We start from the raw sequence: 17534 nt of genomic DNA, 5'->3' as shown, positions 1-17534 counted from the left end.
AAGGCCTGGCCGCGAACGGACAGACCATTGTTTATCACTATTTTTGAATACTCTCGTCTTTTTCCAAACTACCGGTCTTGCTTCGTGTTTTGGCATAGGCAGCCAATAATAACGTGCCGATCACCCCAACGGTTACCATATTGGAAACACCGGCCACGACGCCTTGAATAAATACTTTATTGGCCGGCTCGGCGTATATTAAAATATCAAGTGTCGGGGCAATTAAAATCCAGCCAATTGCCTGAATAATCACCTGAGCAATGTTAAACGATACCATCTGTTTTGCGCCAAATTCGCCGTCTTCAATGTTGATTTTTCGAGCAGCTGCTCCGATTAACAGTCCGACGAAGGCAGAAACAACCACCCAGCTCCACCACGGCGAGCCATAGAAAATCGCATCCTTTAATGCATGGCCGATTAACCCAATCAAGCCGCCGGCAATTGGCCCAAAGATTACTGCCATTAGCGCCAGAAACGCATACGAGGTTTCAATCGTCGTATTCGGAATTCCAGTCGGAATGGAAACAAACCGACCCAAAATCACGAATACGGCAGTTCCGATCCCTATCGCCACAATCGTTTTCGTTGATAATTTACTTTCACCCATTCACACTTCACTCTCCTTAATAAAATTGTTTCTCAGCCTTTTTCAACGTCATTGTCCAATTAACCCCGGACCCGATATGATAGGCACTGGCAAATGACCCTTGGTTAATCGCCACACCGAGATTGTCTAACGAATTCACATAAACAAGCGGCTCTCCTACCAAACTATCAGCAAACGAACGGCCAAAGGTCATGATGTTTTCATACACTTGACGGGTGCCGTTGCCAATCGTCACCTTCAATCGATCCCCATAATGGATGTCGGCCTCTTTTAATAGATTACGAGGTATATTAGTCCACAAATTCCCAAACCGAACATCCAGAACTTCAATAATTCCAGTGACTTTTTTATCCGTTAGGTAGGCATGGGGCAACGGCAGCTCAATCACCGATTCTGCCTTCACCTGAGGCCCAACCTCTTCAAACGAAATCACACCTGACGCTAGGCGCGCGCCTGTATACGCATAAATATCCCGGCCATGGAACGTATACGACTCACCGGAGTTCGGCAGCCGGTTAGCGGTTTCATCCAAAACCCTCGCCTCTGCAATCCCGGTAAAGTGTTTGATATGGGTCAATGTGCCGTTATCCGGTGTAATAATATATTTCTCATCAACGGTTTTTACCACAATACTGCGCCGCTGTGAACCTACACCCGGATCGACAACAGACACAAACACCGTCCCACTTGGCCAATACGCAATCGTTTGCAATAGCCGATAGGATGCCTCCCAAATGTTGTACGGGGGAATATCATGGGTTAAATCAAATATCCGGATATTGCGGCTAACAGAATAGGCAACCCCATACATCGCACTAACCGCCCCATCACTAATGCCAAAGTCCGATTGCAATACCAATGCTTCACTCATTTCATTCCACCCTTTTCCATATTTTATGTGCAAACCATGAAACTAGTATATTTTTTTATTTGCTAAAAAAACACGCCTTATCAAGGCGATAAGAACGTATCGTTAATATTCTGAAAAAATAGTTATCATAATCATACAGGAAAGCCAAAGCTGTTTCAATCATAAACTATTTCCCCATTACTCAAGGTCTGATTTATTTACAAAAGGGACAATATCAATGAATTCATCACCATCTGAAAAAGAATTGCCATTAACAGATTTCTTAGGGAATGTTTCCTCATTAGCGTCGTTATACGGTGTCCAGCCAAAGGACAAACTCCTAGCAGGAAACTCGTTATTGAACCCTAAGCCCCACTGATTCCCCGCCTGTGTTTTTCCAAGGGAATCAACTACTGACGTCCACTCACTCGGAAGCTTCATGACACCATATGATTGATGTTGCAGGGAAACAACTTTCTCCAATTGAATTCTTGGAAAGTAAAAGTTTTCGCCATTTTGAAACAGATACTGTCGAGCCTTTAGCATGTAAAACTTCATGATACTTACCTTATCATCAGGATGGATATTCCAAACAATTTGATAGGAAGAAGCATCCTTACTCTTAATCTTCCAAATTCGCGGCTCGCCGACATTATCGATACTAGCGGGTCTCCATTTGTGTTTCGTCCAAACCCAATAGCTTAAGCCGTAAGTGTTCGCTTTCGTAATAAAGGGTACAAGTTTATGTCGTTCATCAATGTTAATTTTATCCTGAATAGTTTCAGCGGCCACTTCCGGAAAAACGGTATTGATCTCCTCCAGCAGTTGTTTATCTTTTGGATAATCCTCAGGTTTTGAAAAATAAAACCAATAACTCAATGCCGCCGACAGCACAATGACAACCGCCAAACCACCAAGAATGAATTTTTTCATATTAATTTCCCTCCTTTAGAAAGGATTCAGCGGAGCGAAAATAATAATGTTTCTTTGGCGTTTGGATTAGCAGACCTTTGCCATCATTTTCTACATAAATAACAGCTGCCTGAAGATTGCTGCCAAACATGGGCTGGGCACCAATCAACTGATAGGGAAACACTTCGCTAGTCTCAGATTGTTCATACCAACCTTGGCCCTGAATCTGTTCCTCGGTCATATGAGCAATGTCCTTTTTTAAAATATCCTTATTTAAGCTGGCAGCGGTTTTGCCCGCGGGGTGGATGTTGATAATCGATGCATCCTCAACATTTGCTAGATAGGTTTGCGGTTTATCTATTGGATACACAGCCTGATTCACCAAAATGCTAAGCAACGCGGTGGCCAAAAATATAAAATTAGCAAAAAAACCGAGCCATGCGTATTGCCTATATGTAGGCCAGTTTCCCCGATTCCCTTTTAAAAAATACAAAATCCATACACCGAGCGGTAAAATTGAAATTCGAATAAGGTTATCAAATAAGGGCCAATTGATTGAAAAAGAAAATAATCCAATAAAAATAAGGGCAATAATCTTCCAAATCTTTGGTTTAGTTTCTTGTTTTTTATAGTACCTATAAGCTATGAAACCGACAGCTCCCCAGCCAATTACCTCAAACAGTATTCCGATGATCCCCAATGAACATCACCACTTTTTATCATTAACATTAATACATTTTACCAGAGTCGACCAGACCTATTTTCCAATTTATATATATCAAGGTTATAATTGGGCTTTTTGTAAAAACTATTTGTTGATACTATGTTTTGAGGTGAAATTTCAATGGCCAAAGGCAATATGCAGCTGTTACTGCAAACGATTAACTTAATTATCGGATTCATGGTCTGGGTAATCATTTCGTCGCTAATTTCTTTTATCCAAACTGATATCAAACTAACACCGGGCCAGCTATCCATCGTGACGGCCGTCCCGGTTATTCTCGGCTCCATTTTGCGGGTGCCGATTGGCTATTGGACAAACAAATTCGGCGCCAGATGGATGTTTACAATTGGATTACTGTTTTTGATATTGCCTATTTTCTATATAAGCATTGCCAACTCGTTCGCAGATTTAATTATTGGCGGACTCGCGCTTGGTGTCGGCGGGGCAGTATTCTCCATCGGGGTAACCTCGGTGCCGAAATATTATCCGAAAGAACGGCACGGTTTTGTCAACGGTATTTACGGAGCGGGGAATATTGGTACCGCGTTTACTTCGTTTTCAGCGCCAATTTTGGCCAATAGTATTGGCTGGAGAAGGACGGTCCAGTTATACATCATTTTAGTGGCAGTATTTGCGATTCTGACCTTTATTTTTGGAGACCGTAAAGAACCAAAAGTAAATTCCTCGCTTACCGAGCAAATTAAGGGTGTTTACAAAAGCTACAAGCTTTGGTTTTTATGTTTATTTTATTTTATTACCTTCGGTTCGTTTGTGGCGTTTACCGTTTATTTGCCGTCGTTCCTTGTTAATCACTTTCATTTGACAAAAGTGGATGCAGGTTTTAGGACCGCAGGCTTTATTGCAGTTGCGACCGTCTTCCGTCCGATTGGCGGCTGGCTGGCGGATAAATTTAATTCCTATATCATCTTAATTATAGTGTTTAACTGTATCACCTTTGCTGGATTCCTATTGTCGTTTACACCATCACTTCCTATTTATACAGTGGGCTGCATTTTAGTCGCCATTTCCGCTGGCGTCGGCAATGGTACTGTGTTTAAACTCGTACCGCTTTATTTTTCAAAACAAGCTGGGATTGTCAACGGGATTGTCGCGGCGATGGGCGGTCTCGGCGGTTTCTTCCCGCCGATTGTATTAACGATCTTGTTTAACTGGACCGGGCATTATGCGATCGGATTCATGGCACTGTCCGAATTTTCGCTCGCCGCCGGGCTGATTGTAACGGGGCTTTATTTCCATGATAAACTGACGGTTTCTGACCGGGTGATTGAACATACAATGGAAGGTATCATGATTACCGATTTAAATGGCGTCATCCAGCGGGTGAACCCGGCATTTACTGCCGTAACCGGATTTGCAGAGGACGAGGTGGTCGGGAAAACACCGGGCGTGCTCCGTTCCGGTAAGCATGATAAGGCCTTCTACGATAATATGTGGGATGAAATCAATAAAAGCGGGCATTGGCAGGGCGAAATTTGGAACAAGAAGAAAAATGGCCAGGTTTATTTAGAGTTACTGACCATTAGTTCAATTAAAGACGAAAATGGCACCCCGTTGAATTATGTGGGGATGTTCAATGAGTTGAAATAATGGCGGGTTTACTGGCGGGCAATCATGCTTATAATGAAGGATAGTATTTGAAAAAGGAGATTTTTACAATGTCAGGACCTTCTTTATATAAGTTGGATGCCCACCGCTCGATTCATGATGGAGTTGTGTCGGAAGGCAGAGAACTGCTTGACCTGCTGCTGAAAGTTCGCCAGGAAAAAGCGGAGCATCAGGAACGAAACACACGGATTGCTGCGGAAGCTCTTGTCGACCATTGGGAGAAGCGGCTGGTTGCACATGCGGATTCGGAAGAGGAGAACTTTTATCAGGAAAAAGTTGAGCAGAATCCGGATTTGACCGACGCGGTGGTAGGATTGAAACGAGATCATGAACTGTTTCGGATTATTGTCAGGGAGATTAAGGGGTTGATGGATTCGGAAGGGATCACCGAGGGTGTGATTGACCGTTTTAAGGCAATTGGTGTGCTGGCGGAGATTCATAATCATGAAGAGGAAAAGTATTTGTTGGAAGAGTAAAGGAACCCTTTTTAATTAGTGGGGTTCTTTTTAATTTGGGCTTTGCGGCTCACGTCAAAATTCGGCTGTTCACTGTAGAACCTCTCTACGTGACCAAATTCGCATCCGCACACACAAAATGGGCACGTAGAACCTCTCTACGTGACCAAATTCGCATCCGCACATACAAAATGGGCACGTAGAACCTTTCTACGTGACCAAATTTTCATTTTCACACGCAAAATGGGCACGTAGAACCTCTCTACCTGACCAAAATTTCATCCTCACACGCAAAATGGGCACGTAGAACCTCTCTACGTGACCAAAATTTCATCCTCACACGCAAAATGGGCACGTAGAACCTTTCTACGTGACCAAATTTTCATTTTCACACGCAAAATGGGCACGTAGAACCTCTCTACCTGACCAAAATTTCATCCTCACACGCAAAATGGGCACGTAGAACCTCTCTACGTGACCAAAATTTCATCCTCACACGCAAAATGGGCACGTAGAACCTTTCTACGTGACCAAATTTTCATTTTCACACGCAAAATGGGCACGTAGAACCTCTCTACGTGACCAGATTCGCTTTCTCACACGCGAAATGGTCACGTAGAACCTTTCTACGTGACCAAATTCGCATCCTCACACGCAAAATGGGCACGTAGAACCTCTCTACGTGACCAGATTCGCTTTCTCACACGCGAAATGGTCACGTAGAACCTTCCTACGTGACCAAATTCGCATCCTCACACACAAAATGGGCACGTAGAACCTCTCTACGTGACCAGATTCGCTTTCTCACACGCGAAATGGTCACGTAGAACCTTCCTACGTGACCAAATTCGCATCCTCACACACAAAATGGTCACGTAGAACCTTTCTACGTGACCAAATTCACATCCTCACACACAAAACAGGCACGTAGAACCACACACTTCTACGTGCCACACATCCATTAATCAATTCTTCCGCTCCAATGCCGCTTTTCGAGGATTCATTTTTCGATACACGACATACTTTCGTCCCAAGTATTCCAGTGGCAGGCTCCAGACATGAACGAGCCTTGTAAACGGCCATAGGGCAAACAGCAAAAACGCTGTAAATACATGAAGCTTGAATCCAATCGGGGCGAACGCCATCAGCTCCGGAAATGGCCTGAACGTTAACACCCCGCGAAACCATGGCCCGATCGTTTCACGGTAATCAAATTCGCCGCCCGAAGCGGTATATCCGACCGTGTTGGTGAACCCAACCACAATAACAACTCCGAGCCATAACAGTGTAATCAAATCAATTGCCCTGCCGTTACGTGACACCCGCTTATTTGTCAACCTCCGCGCCGTTAACAGGAAGCCGCCGATGACGGTTGCCACTCCGGCGAGCCCACCGAACCAGAACGCCCCGAAGTGGTACATATGCTCCGTAATGCCGAAGAAGTCAAATACCCCTTTTGGAATCAACACCCCTGCGACATGCCCGAAAAAAACAAACACAATTCCATAATGGAACAGGATGCTGCCCCACTTTAATAAATTGTCCTTATGAAGAAATTCGCTGGACTTGGCCCCCCAGCCAAATTGGTCAGTGTTATAACGATAAATGTGACCCAATACAAAAATCGTTAAGGATAAATAGGGGACGACCACCCATAGAAAATAATCTACATAATTTAACGTTAACATTCTGGTATCCCTCCGCCAAAGATGAACTGGCACTCGTGCTGCGACTGTTTCTCAACCACCATCAACGTATACAAAAACCCGCAGCACCACCAATTCGACCTCAAAAATTAACTGGCATTATGATTAACATTTTGTTCCCGCTCCGGCATCAACTTTGCCATTGCCGCCAAAACAGCCTCCACTACTGTAGCATAAGGGTTTTGCTCCCCCTGCAGTGTTTCATGAAGTTTCGCAATCGCCTTCCCATGAATCCCCAATACCTTCTGGACATGTTTCGGTTCAGCAATCGAGGCGAACTCCAACACGAGCGGCAAATAATCAGGCAGTTCATTCTCGGTTAAATAAAATCCTGCCTTGGCAAATTCCATTTTTAATTGAACGAAGGCCGGGCCGCGCTCGCGATTGTCGCCAAAAATGCCATACGTCAAATACAACGTTGTCGATTCACTCAAATCAAACCATCTGACATAGTTTTCCGTAAGGCTTTCCCAGCTCGTTTCCTGCACATAATCTAAGAAACCCAGCAAGGCCCGCCTCATTTTCCCGTCCTCAAGCTGCTCCACTAACTCCAATATTTCCTCATTATGAACCCAGGCTCGGTCAGGATAGCGGAGCATGATCGAACAAAGTTTAAAAATCAACTGTTTTTCCGCCCACGTCATCGAAAACTCCACTAAAATCCCTCCAATACTGTTCACTGAACGCAAACAGACCTTCATCGCCGCCTGCTGCCTCACTGACGCTGCAGCCGTCGCAGCTTTCCATAAAATCATAGCCGGTAGAGCCTTGGGCGGCATACATATCTCCAGCATTTTCGCGGTGTGACTTCGGAATCACGTAACGGTCATTGTATTTTGCGATTGCCGACAGCTCGTACAATTCAATCGCACTTTCCTGATCCAGCCCGGCCGCAGCCAGCACTTGATCATCAAATGGCTTTTTCAAATTATGGCTTCTCATATACGTTCTCATGGCCACCATCTTGCGCAGCACGCGTTTGATGACTTCCGTGTCACCGGCAGTCAGCAGATTGGCCAAGTATTGAATCGGAATCCGGAATTGGTCAATCGTTGGAAAAACCACATTCGGATCAAGATGATCAATTTGTCCACCAAATTGGTTAATAATCGGCGATAGCGGCGGAATATACCACACCATTGGCATAGTTCGGTATTCCGGATGCAGCGGCAGTGCCACCTTGTGCTGAACCGCTAGCTTATAAACCGGTGATTTCTTAGCTGCTTCCAGCCAGTCTTCCGGAATGCCTTGTGCACGGGCCTCCTTAATCACCTCTGGATCGTTCGGATCCAAAAAGACACCTAGCTGTGCTTCATACAAATCTTTATCATCCGGAACAGAGGCTGCGGCTGTGACCTTGTCAGCATCGTATAACACAATCCCAATATACCGAAGCCGCCCGACACAGGTTTCCGAGCAAACGGTTGGCTGTCCGTTCTCAATCCTCGGGAAGCAGAACGTGCACTTTTCCGCCTTGTTTGTTTTCCAGTTAAAATAAGTCTTTTTATACGGGCACCCCGTTGTGCAAAAGCGCCAGCTTCGGCACGCGTCCTGGTCTACCAAAACAATTCCGTCTTCATCCCGCTTGTAAATCGCTCCCGACGGACAGGAGGAAACACACGACGGATTGATGCAGTGCTCACAAATCCGCGGCAAATACATCATGAATGCCTGATCGAAATCGCTGATTACCTGGGCATCGACCTGGTTCATGTTCGGGTCGCGCTTTCCGGTTTCATATACCCCGGCAAGGTCATCCTCCCAGTTCGGCCCCCACTTCAAATCAATGAAATCACCCGTCAACAGCGACTTCGGCCGGGCGACTGGCTGATGTTCTTTACGGGGACTCTTAATAAGATGGTCGTAATTATAGGTCCATGGCTCGTAATAATCATCAATGCCAGTCATGTTTGGATTGTAAAAAATATTCAACAATTTGCTGAGACGGCCTCCGGCTTTCAGCTCAACTTTTCCATTCCGCAGTTCCCAGCCGCCTTTATGGGTATCTTGATTCTCCCATTCCTGAGGGTAGCCTACACCCGGCTTTGTCTCAACATTGTTCCACCACATATACTCGGCTCCGGGTCTGTTTGTCCAAGTATTATTACAGGTGACGCTGCATGTGTGACAGCCGATACACTTATCAAGATTCATCACCATGCCAAACTGTGCTTTAATCTTCAAGCCAATCCACCTCACTTCTATCCAATCTGCGAACCATGACTTGTTCATCGCGCTGATTACCAGTCGGTCCGTAATAATTGAAGCCGTAGCTTAGCTGCGCGTAGCCGCCGATTAAATGGGTTGGCTTCATCGTCAAACAGGTCGGGCTGTTGAAGGTACCACCGCGGTCCTTCGTAATCGTTGATCCCGGTACGTTAATTGTTCGTTCTTGAACGTGATACATATAGGTAATCCCTCTTGGAATCCGGTGGCTGACAACGGCACGGGCCACGACGACTCCGTTCCGGTTATACAGCTCAAGCCAGTCATTATCGTCAATACCAACGGATTTGGCATCCTCTAGATTCATCCAAATATGTGGTCCGCCGCGGAATAAAGTCAGCATGAGCAGGTTATCCCAATATGTACTGTGATATGACCATTTATAGTGCGGCGTTAAATAACGCAAGCGAATTTCCTGGTTGGTGCTCTCCGGCTTCCAGTCCTTATCGTAAAAAGCCAGCCGTTTAATCGGGCCCTTAAACACCGGGAGGGCCTCGCCATATTCAAACATCATTTCATGGTCGAGATAGAAACTCTGCCTTCCCGTCAGTGTTCGGAATGGAACCAGATGCTCCCGATTAATCACAAACGGTGCATAGCGCCTGTTACCTGTTTCAATTCCGCTGTAAACTGGTGAGGTGATCACCTTTCGCGGCTGAGCAGAAATTTCATCAAAGGAGATATGCTCTTCGGCCCGTTCAATCGCTAAATGTTTTAGCTTTTGTCCTGTTTTCTTCTCTAAATCAACCCAAGCTTTTTGGTTAACCGATCCGTTCGTTGTACTCGATAATGTCAAAATCGCCTCGGCGACATTCCGGTCAAATGATAGATCCGGGCAATCACTGTACGTGTCGGAATCCCTCGCGATTCCAAGTATATCCTTTAGCTCGTCGTACTCTTCCTGCACGTCCCAGACTAATCCCTTAGCGCCAATTTTATCGTTGACAAAGGTCCCGAGCGCGACATACTTGTCAAATACCTTAGTAAAATCACGTTCCACCACGTGCACCCGCGGGAAGTTTTGTCCCGGAACAGGGTCAGTTCCGTCCTGCTTCCAATCTGGCACTTGGCCGAACTTTTGTGAGATCTCATCTGGCGAATCATGCAGCAATGCGGTCGTGACAACATCCTTCACTGGGTTAGGGAAGTACTTTTTTGCCATTTCTGAAAAGGTTTGCGCTAATTTTTTAAAATTATCCCAGTCTGTCCGTGCTTCCCATGGCGGGGTAATCGCCGGGTTAAACGGATGAATAAACGGATGAGTATCCGTGCTCGAGATGTCATATTTTTCGTACCAGGTGGCCGCTGGAAGAATGATGTCCGCATACAATCCGGTACTTGTCATCCGGAAATCAACGTCAATCAACAGGTCCAGCTTGCCTTCCTCCGGTATCGGAGCCTTTTCGTCCACATCGGTTGTGCCGAGGTCCTTATACGGTTCGGCCAGCACACCAGAATGGGTGCCAAGCATATATTTTAAGAAATATTCGTGCCCCTTTGAGGAACTGCCGATGAGATTGGCCCGCCAAACAAACATCGTCCGCGGGAAGTTGACTGGGTTGCTCGGTTCTTCTACTGAAAACTTCAACTGACCCTTTTTCACTTGGTCAGCTACATATTTCGCGACATCTTCCGGCTTCGAGGCATTCGCCTGTTCATAGAGTTTAAGAGTATTCGTATTAAATTGCGGATAGGAAGCTACCCAGCCAAGCCTGACCGCAAGCGCATTGTAATCAGCCATCGTTTTACAGCGAGGCTTATTGTAAAGCGGTGATAGATGCGCCTCAGGAAGCTGGTCATCATAGCGCCACTGCTCAGTAACAAAGTAGAAAAATGATGTCCCGTTCTGCGTTCTCGGCGGTCCACCCCAATCCCGGGCCATCGCAACCGTCTGAAAGCCCTCAAGCGGCCGGACTTTTTCCTGACCGACATAGTGGGCCCAGCCGCCGCCGTTAACACCTTCACAGCCGCACAGCAGTACCAAATTTAAAATCGTCCGGTAAATCGCATCCGAGTTGTACCAGTGATTAATTCCTGCACCCATGATAATCATCGAACGTCCGCCGGAATCAATCGCGTTTTGGGCGAACTCCCTGGCAATTTGCGCACAAAGCTGGCGGTCAATCCCACTGATGGCCTCCTGCCATGCCGGCGTGTGCGGTTTCGGGTCATCATAATCGGCCGGGTAATCACCAGGCAAGCTGCCGCGCTTTACGCCTGCCTGTGCCATCAGTGTGTCAAATACAGTCGTGACATAGATGGTTTCGCCGTTTTGCTGAATTTTTTTAATCGGGATACCACGCTTAAGAATCTCATTTTGCTCAGCACCGAAATAGGGCAGTTTTAATATCCCTGTCTCATCTTCCATGCCTAGTAACGAAAGTACTGGGTCCAGATCGGGCAACCCATTATCGGAATCTCTCATCTCGAGATTCCATTCCCCCATGTTTTCCCAGCGGTGCCCCATGCTGCCATTTGGTGCGGCAAACTTTCCAGACTTTTTATCGAGAACTATCGTCTTCCAATCGGCTTGTGCACTTTGCATTCCTATATCACTAGCCCGCAGGAATCGGCCAGCAACATATTCTTCTCCCTCTTTTTTCAAGGTGATTAAATAAGGAAGGTCGGTATATTGCTTGACGTAATCTTCGAAAAAAGGAACCTGCCGGTCAACATAGAATTCTTTTAAAATCACATGAGTCATACCCATTCCGAGCGCCCCGTCCATCCCGGCCTGTACCGGCAGCCAGTTATCGGCAAACTTGACGAAATCCGCATAATCCGGGCTGACGCAGACAACCTTTGTCCCGTTATACCGGGACTCAACCATAAAATGGGCATCAGGTGTCCTCGTCTGCGGTACGTTGGAACCCCAGACAAGCAGATAAGTAGAGTTGTACCAATCCGATGTTTCCGGAACATCTGTCTGTTCGCCCCATACCTGCGGCGAAGACGGCGGCAGGTCGGCATACCAATCGTAGAAACTGAGCAAGGTTCCGCCAATCATCGTAATAAATCTCGCCCCGCTCGCATAGCTGACCATTGACATCGCCGGAATTGGGGAAAAACCGACGATTCGGTCAGGTCCATACTCTTGTAATGTATGAATCATTTGCGCGCAGATTAATTCATAGAGATCATCCCAAGATGAACGCACGAACCCCCCCTTGCCGCGGGCCGTTTTGTACAATTTTCTTTTCTCAGGGTCATCGGCAATAGACTTCCAGGCTTCAACCGGATCATCAAAGCTTCCACGCGCATCCTGCCATAACCGCAGCAGCTCGCTCCGGACATACGGGTGCTTAACCCGGATTGGACTATATGTATACCAGGAAAACGAGGCTCCCCGCTGGCATCCTCTTGGTTCATATTCTGGCATGTCTGGCCCAGTGGTGGGATAATCTGTTTGCTGCGTTTCCCAAGTGATAATTCCATCTTTCACATGAACCTTCCAGCTGCAGGAACCCGTGCAGTTGACTCCGTGAGTCGTGCGGACTATTTTATCATGCTGCCATCGTTCGCGATAATACTTCTCTGATTCGCGGTCAGCCTCCTGAAGCGTACTGTTTTCAGCGATTTCATGAGTTCGGCCAAAATAGGTCAGCTTCTTCAAAAGCGGCGATACTTTTTTACGCATGTTTTCTGCTCCTTTCATCATAGATTTCCTATCTTTACATATCTCCTAATCAACCTTTTAATATGTAGATAGACTGGAAAAAACATCTAATAAAAAAAGAGCCTTTCTAAGATTAGAAAGACTCTGCTACTGCAAATTTTCTTTTATGCCAGGAAATTGAATGGTAAAAGTCGTCCCTTTTCCTGGTTCGCTTTGAACCTCAATCCTGCCCTTCATCGCCTGAACAAGCTGGAATGAAATCGTCAGTCCGACACCGGTTCCCTTTTCTTTCGTCGTATAAAAAGGTGTACCCAACTTTTTAAGCTGCGCCTTGGTCATACCTTTTCCCGTATCGGTGATTTCGATGAAAACAACACCATTTTTTTCAAAAGCATGGATGGATAGCGTGCCGCCCGTCGTCATCGCCTCAATCCCATTCTTAATAATATTGACCAAAACCTGCTTCATTTCTCCCTTGTTGCCTCTTATAAAAAGAGCATCTTGAATCCTTGTCCCAATCGGAATGTTCTGGATATTGGAGAATGAGGTCATCAGGGCAATCGTTTTTCTGATTTCTTCGGACAAATCGATTACCGAAAGCTCTTCGGTATTGGGACGCGCCAAGGACAAATAATCATTGATGATGGCCTGAGCATGGCCCAACTCATTTAAAGCAATGTCAATATACGATTTCTGCGCTTGCTTCAGATTTTCGTCATCAGACAATAATTGCAAAAAACCGCGCACCGACGTTAACGGATTCCTCACTTCATGGGCTACGGATGCCGCAAGCTGGCTGACGACGTTCAAGCGTTCGTCCTTATGCAATTGTTCACGAATTTCCACTTGCTGAATGACGTTTTCTATCACAAACACCACCATTAGCAAACAAATCCAGGTAATGGTATAAAAAACAATCATAAAATAGATTTGCTGTACTTCATTCTGGCATAACAAGGTTAGCAAGACAATAAGCGTGTTGATCCAAAAGACAACACTGACAAAAATGAGCTTGCCTTTTTTCTGGAAGGAATGTATCTTTTCCCCCATAAATATTAGAACCATACATGTGAAACTATAATTTACAAGCACCACATAAAATCCGTCTCCGCCGATGATAAACCGGTAAGCCAGCAATACCACTCCGGTGATTAACCCGGGGATGGTTCCCCCATAAACAAATGAAATGATAAACGGAATAATACGAAAATCGTATATGTAGCCATCAGAAAATTGAATCGGAAACGACATGGAAAGCACAAGGATGATTACCATGATGAAGGTTAGTTTGGAGTAAGGTTTTCTACGGTCGCTGTTTTTTTCATGAAAAAATAAATGATAAACCAAAATGGGAAAGAGCACGATTAAAACCTGGTAAAGAATCACTTTGACATCAATTGACATATAAACTCCCCGAAGGCCAGTGCCTTCTATTCTAATATTCCCCTTGCTGTTTTTTGGAATTTCCCATACTTTATAGTAAGATTTTTTTGGTTTTAAATCAAATATTAGGTAAAAAGGACCCCAACCGGAGTCCTTTATTTTTCGTCGTTTAGTTCATCGATCAGCTGCTTCGTTCTTTTGGCATTTCCTTGTGCAAAATTTTCGAGCCGTTCCTTCAGTTGGGCATCATCGTGAACCCGTTCGGCGGTAATCAAATACGTCCTCATAAGGTCCTCTTCTATTTCAATAGACTGCTCAAGAATTTCCGTGAGCTGCTCTTTATCGTCGTGGTTCATACCATTAAATATGTTCATATAAAAACCTCCCTTTTTATGATCGTATTGTAAAAACTTTTATAAGAAATAGGCTATAGAATCCTATTATAGAGGGCTTTATAAGCAAAAAAATTGCCACCCCCTTAAATCTAAGGATAATTGAGGTTACCACACTCTCAACAACCTAGATAGGAAGTGACAATTTGTACCCTCAAATTATAACCTATTTATTAACTTTTATTAAGTACCAAGAACAAATAATTCGAACATTACTTACCCTTCTTATTGGGAAGGGGATGTTTGAAAAGCCTGAGGAAAAACCTGTAAATAAACCTTATCGTAAACTCCAGGTGGATGATCTTCCGATCATCGAAACCATTCAGAAACTTGATTACCGAAGCCTCCTAACCGAATACCTGGAGAAGAACGGTAAACAACTAAAACCTGTTCAAAGGCGTTCGAATACAAAGGCATGTGTGCCCAAGTCAATGAAATGTCCGCAGTGTGGTGCTCCAGCGGATTATCTTTATGCCAATAATGGAGGCAAAGGACAGTTTCAATGTAAGGTGTGTGCCTGTCTTTTCAATGATAAAAATCGCTATTCGAAGGAGGCTATTTTGAAGTGTCCTCATTGTTCTAGGACCCTTGAGAAAGTCAAAGAGCGAAAAGACTTTGACGTGTACAAGTGTAAAAATAATGACTGTTCCTACTACCAGCAGAAACTGAATGGCATGTCTGCGAAAGAGAAGAAACAGTTTAAAAAGGATCCACAAGCCTTTAAATTAAGATATATCTTCCGGCAGTTCCACATTGATTTTCAGCCATTGTCAAAGGCTTCTCCTAAGAAACCAAAGGTTGACTTGGCCAGGCTTTATGTGTCGCCACATACATTGGGGCTTATTTTAACCTATCACGTTAACTATGGCCTTTCGGCCCGGAAGACAGCTGCACTCATGAAAGATATCCATGGTGTTTCTATATCGCATCAAAGCATTTTAAATTACGAGAACGCAGTTGCATTAATCCTTAAACCTTACGTAGACCACTATCCCTACGAGCTTTCTGATCAGTTCTGTGGGGACGAAACCTATATTAGGGTTCAAGGTCGTTGGCATTACTTGTTCTTCTTCTTTGATGCGGTAAAAAAGATCATTCTGTCTTATCCAGTGTCAGCAAATCGAGATACAGCGACAGCAATCCGTGCCATTGATGATGTCCTAATGAAATTTAAAGAGATTCCGGAAGATCTTACATTTGTGGTGGACGGCAATCCGATATATCTCTTAGCCCAACACTTTTACGCCCAGCATGATATTCACTTTGACATTACTCAGGTCATTGGGCTTACCAATGAAGATCCTGTATCAAAGGAGTATAGGCCTCTCAAACAAGTGATTGAAAGACTCAATCGCACATTTAAGGGCAATTATCGCTCAACACACGGGTTTGGGTCCGAACATGGGTCTGTTTCGTTTGTGACGCTTTTTGTGGCTTACTTTAACTTTTTACGGCCTCACTCAGCGTTAGAAGGTAATGTGCCAGTGGTTAATCCAGAGCTCTTACTGCGACCGAATATGCCTGCACGCTGGACTAAATTAATAGGTTTAGCTCAAGATTGGATCATTGAACAAACAGTCTAACTTTTTGTTTAGCAGAGCCCTTGAACCCACTAGCAACCGGCGAAGCGAACTCTTGACAAACCGAACTTGCCAATGGTTTAAAATGGAAATACCAAGGGCTATTTGGCATGCCTTCTTTTTGTCCCCGTCGCCCTTGATAAAGGAATCTCAAACCATTGGCGTGTTTGTCAAGAGCGGTTGCGGGGCCGACGCACCCAATATGTGGAAAGGAACCTAACCCCTTAAGGAGTTTTCATAGAACTTTTGACACTACCTTTATGATAGAATTCACCATTTTATAAAGGGATATCCATTTTTATCGTTGTGACAACATAGCTTCCCCCACATCATAATTCTTTGGATCTATCTCCGTCTGGTGACCCAATGCAAGTTTAGCAAGTTCCGCTCCCAGATATGGCCCGCTTGTTAATCCGGATGCGCCCAGTCCATTGGCCAAGAAAATTCCTTCATATCCTGGCAAGGCTCCAATAACAGGCAAAAATCCCGGCGTAAAGGGTCTAAATCCAACCCTAGTTTCCAATATCGTACCATTCGACAGACCCGGTGCAACAGTTAACGCTTTACTTAACACCTCATGTATTCCCCCTGCCGTTACCCGGAAATCGAATCCAGCCTCATTCTCATGTGTCGCGCCAATGACCACCCGGCCATTCCCAAACGAGAGTATGTACTGATCAGTTGGTGGAATCACTACCGGCCAATGGTCCGTATCCCTTTGGGTCACTTCCAAATGGACAATTTGCGCTTTTTGCGGTCTGACTGAAAACTCAACCCCAAGAGGCTGCAGGAGTTCCTTAGCCCAAACGCCAGCGGTCACAATAACACGATCGGCAGCTATTGTCTGGTCAGCAAGCCTTATGCCGCTAACCTTAGTGCCATCCATCAACAGGGAAGCATCCCCGTTAATCAATTTGGCACCATGCTTTTCCGCACCATGTACCAAGGCATCCCTTAGAGCCCGGCCATTTACCCTTGCTGCGCGGCTTACGAAAACAGCTCCATATTCATCAGCTAATGGCGGGAAAAGCCGTTTTGTTTCCTCAGATGTTAATATGGTAATCTCCCCAATCTCGGGAGCATCTTCTCGACGAATTCGTGCCCGCTGTGCCATTTTCTCAAGCTTCTCGGTTCCTTCACTTAGAAGAATCGCACCAACTCGTTGATAGCCTGTTTCTTGTTCCCCATCCGCTTCCAATTGCGAAATCAATTCAGGGTAATAGCGCGCACCGGATTTCACTAGTTGATACCAAGCTTTGTTCCGGCGCTGCGACAGCCATGGACAAACGATTCCAGCAGCAGCGTCCGTTGCCTGTCCGAGATCAACGCGGTCCACCAAAATAACTTCTGCTCCCATTCTTACCAGATGATAAGCGGTCGATGCCCCAAGTATCCCCGCTCCAATTACAATTACTTTTTGCATAATACACCTCAAATAGCAAATAGAGCCTTCACCT

At 45.3% G+C, this 17534-nt stretch carries 14 protein-coding genes; 3 read left to right on the top strand and 11 right to left on the bottom strand.

All coding sequences use genetic code 11. The annotated features are described in order from the left end of the window. Positions 1-37: 37 nt before the first annotated feature. From ACZ43M_RS07040 to ACZ43M_RS07025, 4 genes are all read right to left on the bottom strand, one after another. Entirely contained in the window at positions 38-607 is a 570-nt protein-coding gene (locus ACZ43M_RS07040) for an ECF-type riboflavin transporter substrate-binding protein (RefSeq protein WP_464506700.1), read from the bottom strand. A 16-nt stretch (positions 608-623) separates the two neighbouring features. Further along, entirely contained in the window at positions 624-1478 is an 855-nt protein-coding gene (locus tag ACZ43M_RS07035; RefSeq protein ID WP_464506699.1) for an SAM hydrolase/SAM-dependent halogenase family protein, read from the bottom strand. Between the two features lie 177 nt (positions 1479-1655). Then, on the bottom strand, positions 1656-2390 hold the full coding sequence (locus ACZ43M_RS07030; protein WP_464506698.1) for a hypothetical protein: 735 nt from the start codon (positions 2388-2390) through the stop codon (positions 1656-1658). A 1-nt stretch (position 2391) separates the two neighbouring features. Further along, positions 2392-3069: a hypothetical protein gene (locus tag ACZ43M_RS07025; protein ID WP_464506697.1), complete on the bottom strand. Its 678-nt coding sequence runs from the start codon at positions 3067-3069 to the stop codon at positions 2392-2394. Positions 3070-3213: 144 nt separating this feature from the next. Between ACZ43M_RS07025 and ACZ43M_RS07020 the strand changes: the two genes are divergently transcribed. Together ACZ43M_RS07020 and ACZ43M_RS07015 are read left to right on the top strand one after the other, a co-directional pair. Then, positions 3214-4701 carry a nitrate/nitrite transporter gene (locus tag ACZ43M_RS07020; RefSeq protein WP_464506696.1) on the top strand — a complete coding sequence of 496 codons (1488 nt, stop codon included), beginning with the start codon at positions 3214-3216 and terminating at the stop codon, positions 4699-4701. Positions 4702-4769: 68 nt separating this feature from the next. Beyond that, positions 4770-5195 carry a hemerythrin domain-containing protein gene (locus ACZ43M_RS07015; RefSeq protein ID WP_464506695.1) on the top strand — a complete coding sequence of 142 codons (426 nt, stop codon included), beginning with the start codon at positions 4770-4772 and terminating at the stop codon, positions 5193-5195. Between the two features lie 944 nt (positions 5196-6139). Here ACZ43M_RS07015 and narI read toward each other — a convergent pair. The 6 genes from narI to ACZ43M_RS06985 form a co-directional block, all read right to left on the bottom strand. Further along, entirely contained in the window at positions 6140-6862 is a 723-nt protein-coding gene (narI, locus tag ACZ43M_RS07010) for a respiratory nitrate reductase subunit gamma (RefSeq protein ID WP_464506694.1), read from the bottom strand. Positions 6863-6969: 107 nt separating this feature from the next. Then, complete coding sequence (gene narJ / locus ACZ43M_RS07005; RefSeq protein WP_464506693.1) at positions 6970-7536, bottom strand: nitrate reductase molybdenum cofactor assembly chaperone; 567 nt, start codon at positions 7534-7536, stop codon at positions 6970-6972. Next, entirely contained in the window at positions 7493-9064 is a 1572-nt protein-coding gene (gene narH / locus ACZ43M_RS07000; protein WP_464506692.1) for a nitrate reductase subunit beta, read from the bottom strand. Before narH ends, narJ begins: the two co-directional genes overlap by 44 nt. Then, positions 9054-12743, bottom strand: coding sequence for a nitrate reductase subunit alpha (locus ACZ43M_RS06995; RefSeq protein ID WP_464506691.1), 3690 nt, complete (start codon positions 12741-12743; stop codon positions 9054-9056). The genes narH and ACZ43M_RS06995 overlap by 11 nt, the downstream gene beginning before the upstream one ends. 126 nt (positions 12744-12869) lie before the next feature. Beyond that, positions 12870-14126 carry an ATP-binding protein gene (locus ACZ43M_RS06990; protein ID WP_464506690.1) on the bottom strand — a complete coding sequence of 419 codons (1257 nt, stop codon included), beginning with the start codon at positions 14124-14126 and terminating at the stop codon, positions 12870-12872. 134 nt (positions 14127-14260) lie between these two features. Further along, positions 14261-14479: a hypothetical protein gene (locus ACZ43M_RS06985; protein WP_464506689.1), complete on the bottom strand. Its 219-nt coding sequence runs from the start codon at positions 14477-14479 to the stop codon at positions 14261-14263. Positions 14480-14643: 164 nt separating this feature from the next. Between ACZ43M_RS06985 and ACZ43M_RS06980 the strand changes: the two genes are divergently transcribed. Continuing rightward, positions 14644-16080 carry an IS6 family transposase gene (locus ACZ43M_RS06980; protein WP_464503290.1) on the top strand — a complete coding sequence of 479 codons (1437 nt, stop codon included), beginning with the start codon at positions 14644-14646 and terminating at the stop codon, positions 16078-16080. A gap of 295 nt (positions 16081-16375) precedes the next feature. Here the strand turns inward: ACZ43M_RS06980 and ACZ43M_RS06975 are convergent, their stop codons facing one another. Further along, the gene (locus tag ACZ43M_RS06975; protein WP_464506688.1) at positions 16376-17500 is read right to left on the bottom strand and encodes an NAD(P)/FAD-dependent oxidoreductase; all 1125 of its coding nucleotides are present in this window, start codon (positions 17498-17500) and stop codon (positions 16376-16378) included. Positions 17501-17534 lie beyond the last annotated feature (34 nt).

It is taken from the genome of Neobacillus sp. B24, assembly GCF_055381825.1.
The sequence above is the reverse complement of the archived record's forward strand: the minus strand, read 5'-3'. Positions and strand labels throughout refer to the sequence as shown.

Coding starts and splice junctions, on each gene's coding strand:
- ACZ43M_RS07040 (WP_464506700.1), bottom strand. CDS start 607: ATGGGTGAAAGTAAATTATCAACGAAAACGATTGTGGCGATAGGGATC.
- ACZ43M_RS07035 (WP_464506699.1), bottom strand. CDS start 1,478: ATGAGTGAAGCATTGGTATTGCAATCGGACTTTGGCATTAGTGATGGG.
- ACZ43M_RS07030 (WP_464506698.1), bottom strand. CDS start 2,390: ATGAAAAAATTCATTCTTGGTGGTTTGGCGGTTGTCATTGTGCTGTCG.
- ACZ43M_RS07020 (WP_464506696.1), top strand. CDS start 3,214: ATGGCCAAAGGCAATATGCAGCTGTTACTGCAAACGATTAACTTAATT.
- ACZ43M_RS07015 (WP_464506695.1), top strand. CDS start 4,770: ATGTCAGGACCTTCTTTATATAAGTTGGATGCCCACCGCTCGATTCAT.
- narI (WP_464506694.1), bottom strand. CDS start 6,862: ATGTTAACGTTAAATTATGTAGATTATTTTCTATGGGTGGTCGTCCCC.
- ACZ43M_RS06995 (WP_464506691.1), bottom strand. CDS start 12,743: ATGCGTAAAAAAGTATCGCCGCTTTTGAAGAAGCTGACCTATTTTGGC.
- ACZ43M_RS06990 (WP_464506690.1), bottom strand. CDS start 14,126: ATGTCAATTGATGTCAAAGTGATTCTTTACCAGGTTTTAATCGTGCTC.
- ACZ43M_RS06985 (WP_464506689.1), bottom strand. CDS start 14,479: ATGAACATATTTAATGGTATGAACCACGACGATAAAGAGCAGCTCACG.
- ACZ43M_RS06975 (WP_464506688.1), bottom strand. CDS start 17,500: ATGCAAAAAGTAATTGTAATTGGAGCGGGGATACTTGGGGCATCGACC.